Raw genomic sequence first — 4,290 nt, 5'->3', positions numbered from 1 at the left:
TTACATGAGCGACATGGTCAACTTTTGGGTTGACATTTACAACTGTCCTCCTCTTATCGGAAATGAAGGGATATTTAAAGATTTGATTATGTCAGCAATTATTCATATTGCTGAAAGAGAAAAATTACCTTTATATGCATCATTGTCTAGTCTGAAAAGTAATCATGAAATTAATACTAAAGATATTATAGATTTTTTAGAAAGCCCCAGTTTAATACCCTTAATAGAGACGCATTATAAAGAAATAGAGTACTTGTATAGGAACATTTATGATAATCTAAACAGATTTAAACTTAAGTTTAAAGACTATATAAAAGGAAGTACTTCTATGACCTCTGGGGCAAACTGTTTAATCGCATTAGATATACCCTCAATAAGTGAGAAAGAAGCGGCAATATTATTGTATGAAAGTGGAAAAACAATTACCTATCCACTAGGGTGTTTCTTTATAGATCAGTCATTATCAAGAAGAATTTCAGATAAATTTTGGTTTAGATTGTCAACAGCTATGGAATATGATGATTTTGATAAGATAATATCAAAGTTGGACAATTTTTTAATGAGTGGTGAAATTAGTGAAAACAAACAATTTAATTGAACCATATTCCGAAAATATAAGTGAATCTGAATATATTTTAGAGAAATTTAAAGATCTAAAAATTGTTAGTGCATATGGATCTAAATGGGAAAAATTGAGGGATTTTGAAAAGGATGAATCGATAGATATTCTTAGAAGTTATAGTACATCTGATTGTGATTCTAAATTGATCAGGGATGGATATATTTTAAAACCAAGTTGGATTTTATGGTTGTTAGAGAACAATAAATATAATAGCGATGACGATTATCTAAATTCTCTTCGTAAAAAAGATAGATATGAAATAAAAAAATCGTTAAAATTTCTCCAGGATTCGCATGCATATAAAATTACTATTGAAGACTCGATATCAGAGCGAAACCTAAAAAATTTTTATGAATTATATAAAGGAAATATAAAATCCATAAAAAATGGAGTAGATCTTTTAAAAGAAGATTATAATGAATTCCTTAAGAGAAGAACTGATTTTAAAGGGATATATATTTACTGTGAAAATTCTATTATAGGTGGAATTTTATGTATTAAGAGGGAAAGAATGTTGCGAGCAATATACTTAGCAGTAGACAAAAATAATACTCAGCCTTTTGATGTTACCAGGTTATTATATTTTACTCTCATTAGGGAGGGGATTAGTCAAAACTATGAGTTGACTAGTTTAGGTGCTGATCCAAGTTTATATGGACATATGGTTTCAATTGGTTTATTTCATATAAAGAAAAAAATGGGTTTTAGACCATACCCTGCTAAATATATGGGAGAAGAGAGTTTAGACTTGTATGAAAAATTAATAAATGTCGATAAGTTTAATGGGATAGCGTTGTCACTTGCTTACGAAAATAATGATTGTAATTCCAATAATTTAGATTGTTATGTGTACAGCAACTATGAAATCCCCGACAAGGAAAGAAAAAAAATTATGTCTGAGTTTTTTACTAATATTATTTATAAGGAGCGTTGTTATGAAAAGAGTTCTAATACTTGATTGGAGTGAAGAATGGAGATTTTATATTACAAGAGCATTAGAAGAATTAAATTGTGAAGCTTTTCTTGCTATGGAGCAATTTAGAGCAACACCATCATTTATTAAAGGAATACTTATTATAAAAAACCTTTACAAGAATCCAATTGAGCATTTAAATAAAATCATTCAATATATGGAAGAAAATAATATAGATTCTATTTTTACATGTGAAGATGAATTAGTTGAACTTGCTGCTAAAGTTGCGGAATCTAAAAATTTGATTACTTGCCCTTCCAAAGTTATTAACAAATGTATGAATAAGTTCGAAGTAAGGAGGGAATTAGAATGTAAAGATGTAAAAATGCCTTTTTATAAAAAAATTCAATCAATTAATGATTTATTAAGTATATCAAAATTAATAGACTATCCAATTATTTTAAAACCAATAGATGGTAACTTCTCAAATGGTGCAATTAAAGTAAATTCCCCAAAAGCGATTGAAGCTGCATGGGAGTATGCATATAAGGCCACATTTGATTCTCCAAGTAATTCTAGGGAGATAATTATGGAGGAATATCTATCAGATGAAGACAGAGTAATTAGTTGCGAGGCAGTAATAATTGAAAGGAAAGTTTACATAGTTGGATTAACTGAAGAAAGACAAAGAAAGCATATAGATATATCAAAAAATGAAACATTTATTTATGATATGATGCTTGTTCCGGCTCAGCTAGATAAGGATATACAGTGTAGTATAGAGGAACAAACAAAAAAAATAGTAAGTAATTTGGGCCTAGATAACTGTTTAGTACATGTTGAATATAAGATAAAAGATGGTGTCCCTAAGTTTCTTGAAATTAATCCTAGAATAGCGGGTGGTCTAATTCCTGAATTATTTAAAATAGCATTAGGAATAGACCTTGCGAAGATTGCTATTAAATTAGCCATGAGACAACACATAGAGGAAACTGAATTAAAAAAGTCTATAGATAGAGTGGCGTGTGCAAAATTTATTGTTAGCGAACACAGTGGTACTATAGAAAACATTTCATATGACAATAACTTGAACAGTCTGGATTTAGATTGTTTAAAGATGGTTTTAAAGAAAGGAGATACATTTAGACTTGGAGAGCTTTTTGGAATAGGTTATATTATTTGCTCCTCTAATTTAACAGCAGATGCTATAGAAAAAACAAAAAAAGTTCTCGATGGTATTAAAATAGAAATTAGTTAATGATAATTATCAAGGGATCCCACTTAGAAAGGATTTTCCTATGATACAAAATGATAAAGTTAAAATAATTAAAAAATATTTATCTGATTTACAAATTAATAGTATTTATTTTAATAATCAGGGTTGGGATAACGAGATTGTTATTATAAATGATGATATTGTATTTAGATTCCCTAAGAAAAATGATATCAAAGAAAAGCTCATTAAAGAATCAGCGTTATTAAATACCTTAAGTAAAGAGGTTAAAATTAAAAAAAGTAGCATAAAAGTCCCCAAATATCAAATTATTTATGATGAGAATCGCAGCCTGCAGTTTGTTTATTATTCATACTTAGAAGGATTCCCGATTAGTGAAATAAATGATAAAGAAATTATTAAAACTGAAAAATCAGCTCAGGATATTGGTGAATTTTTGACGGTTTTACATACATTAGATGTTTCTAATATGAGAAAGGTTGGATTAAAAAGGAATCATGAAAAAAAGTATTGGCTAAATTTTTTCAAGTCAGTTCAAATGTATTTATATAAGTACATCTCAGAAAAAGAACAAGAAGATATAAATAATCTGTTTTATAGTTTTCTAAATAACTCTAAGTATTCTTTATATGAGGAAAAGGTGATACATGGTGATTTAACAGATTCTAATATTCTTTATTGTAAAAAAGAAAATAGAATAACAGGTATTATTGATTTTACTGATAGTCAAATAGGTGACCCTGCATTTGATTTCGCTGGTTTTTATTGGGATTTAGGACCCGAATTCACTAAAAAGATTATTTCAAATTATAAGGTTTTGGATAGTGATAAAAAATTAATGTATAACCGAATAACAGAATTCTATGGTTTACAACCAATTTTTCATGAACTCGTTTATTCTATAAAAGAAGGAATTGAAATTGATATTGCAGCTTCAATGAAGAAATTCTATAGTTTAAGGCCTTGTTAACGGATATAGTATTCGGAAAAGGAGAAAGCTAATGGAGGATATTAGACTTAAGACTGCAACAAAAAAAACAAAATGAAGTTGAATTAGATTAAAAACTCAAAAGACTAATACCTTTTGGGTTTTTTAATTCAGAATAATATGATAGTTAGCAAGGGAATTACTGACTAAAATGCTGCAGTTTACTATATTTCCCTAGTTCAATGACCTGGAGGTTCTAATAGAAAGACCTTTATTAACAAATTTTTTCGGCGAAGGATGGCGTTTTCTCTTTCCGGAATGCAAATATGCTTTTTGAACGTTTCGTAGCTATTGATCCTACTACATATTAAATTGGTCTTATCAATGAACTTATCAACGTAACTAAATCCCGAGATGTATGTACTACCATTTTTTGTTCAATCATCGCCTGGACAGTCTTTTAAAAGCTTTATCAAATGTTTTACTGTTCATCTAGAACCTTATTTTATTTGTGCATTTTATAATAAACTTTTTGAGAGGACGGGAGTAGGTGTTAAAGCCGATGTTAAAATCCTCAATATAGCCGGAATAAA

General features: G+C 28.7%; 4 protein-coding genes. All 4 read left to right on the top strand.

Features of this window, described 5'->3' with window-relative positions; translation table 11 throughout:
• On the top strand, positions 1-598 hold a 598-nt coding region (locus PBF_RS26330; RefSeq protein WP_160169293.1), incomplete at its 5' end, for a hypothetical protein.
• The gene (locus tag PBF_RS24530) at positions 576-1,580 is read left to right on the top strand and encodes a peptidogalycan biosysnthesis protein (RefSeq protein ID WP_035333620.1); all 1,005 of its coding nucleotides are present in this window, start codon (positions 576-578) and stop codon (positions 1,578-1,580) included. The genes PBF_RS26330 and PBF_RS24530, both read left to right, overlap by 23 nt.
• Positions 1,558-2,793: an ATP-grasp domain-containing protein gene (locus tag PBF_RS24525; protein ID WP_035333617.1), complete on the top strand. Its 1,236-nt coding sequence runs from the start codon at positions 1,558-1,560 to the stop codon at positions 2,791-2,793. The genes PBF_RS24530 and PBF_RS24525 overlap by 23 nt, the downstream gene beginning before the upstream one ends.
• A gap of 40 nt (positions 2,794-2,833) precedes the next feature.
• Positions 2,834-3,739, top strand: a complete 906-nt coding sequence (locus tag PBF_RS24520; RefSeq protein ID WP_035333614.1) for a phosphotransferase — start codon at positions 2,834-2,836, stop codon at positions 3,737-3,739.
• Positions 3,740-4,290: the final 551 nt, after the last annotated feature.

Origin of the sequence: Cytobacillus firmus DS1, assembly GCF_000565285.1 — a bacterium.
GTDB lineage: Bacteria > Bacillota > Bacilli > Bacillales > Cytobacillaceae > Cytobacillus > Cytobacillus firmus_A.
This window is presented reverse-complemented; position numbering and strand designations above follow the sequence as displayed.